This window comes from Pseudomonas sp. SAS7, from assembly GCF_052112345.1.
In the GTDB taxonomy this organism is placed as follows: Bacteria; Pseudomonadota; Gammaproteobacteria; order Pseudomonadales; family Pseudomonadaceae; genus Aquipseudomonas; species Aquipseudomonas putida_Q.
Genome location: NZ_JBEGGO010000066.1, coordinates 1 through 382, shown reverse-complemented (window position 1 = coordinate 382; position 382 = coordinate 1). Strand labels below are relative to the sequence as shown.

1 pseudogene is annotated in these 382 nt (G+C 62.0%); it reads left to right on the top strand.

What is annotated here, in order from left to right:
• Nucleotides 1-382: pseudogene (locus ABI582_RS28715) on the top strand (T6SS effector BTH_I2691 family protein); the annotation flags it as partial.

The window sequence follows — 382 nt, the reverse complement described above, 5'->3', positions numbered from 1 at the left end:
CACCGGGAGTCTGGCGTAGCGTATGCCAAGACCATGGCGCTGTGCCTGGGTGGCGGGATTACCGAGGCAATTGTGCCGGGAGCGGCTCCCGCGGCCGGCACCAGCGAAACCCTCTGGCTGAAATGGCTAGTGGATCCAGACAGCCCGCCCTACCGCGCAGTGCTGATGCGCGACCGTACGTTGTTGGCTGGCCTGCTTCCCAGCTTTTCTGCTGCCGAAACCATCAACTGGAATGACAGCGACAAGCTTTACTCGATGCTGAGCAAAATCATCGCCAGCGACGATGCCGGCTTGCGCATGCGCGATACCCTCAAGCAAGCCATTGCCGAAACCCAGGGCGCGCTCAACGCCGCCAGCCAACGGTTGTCGCCCAATTTGCCAC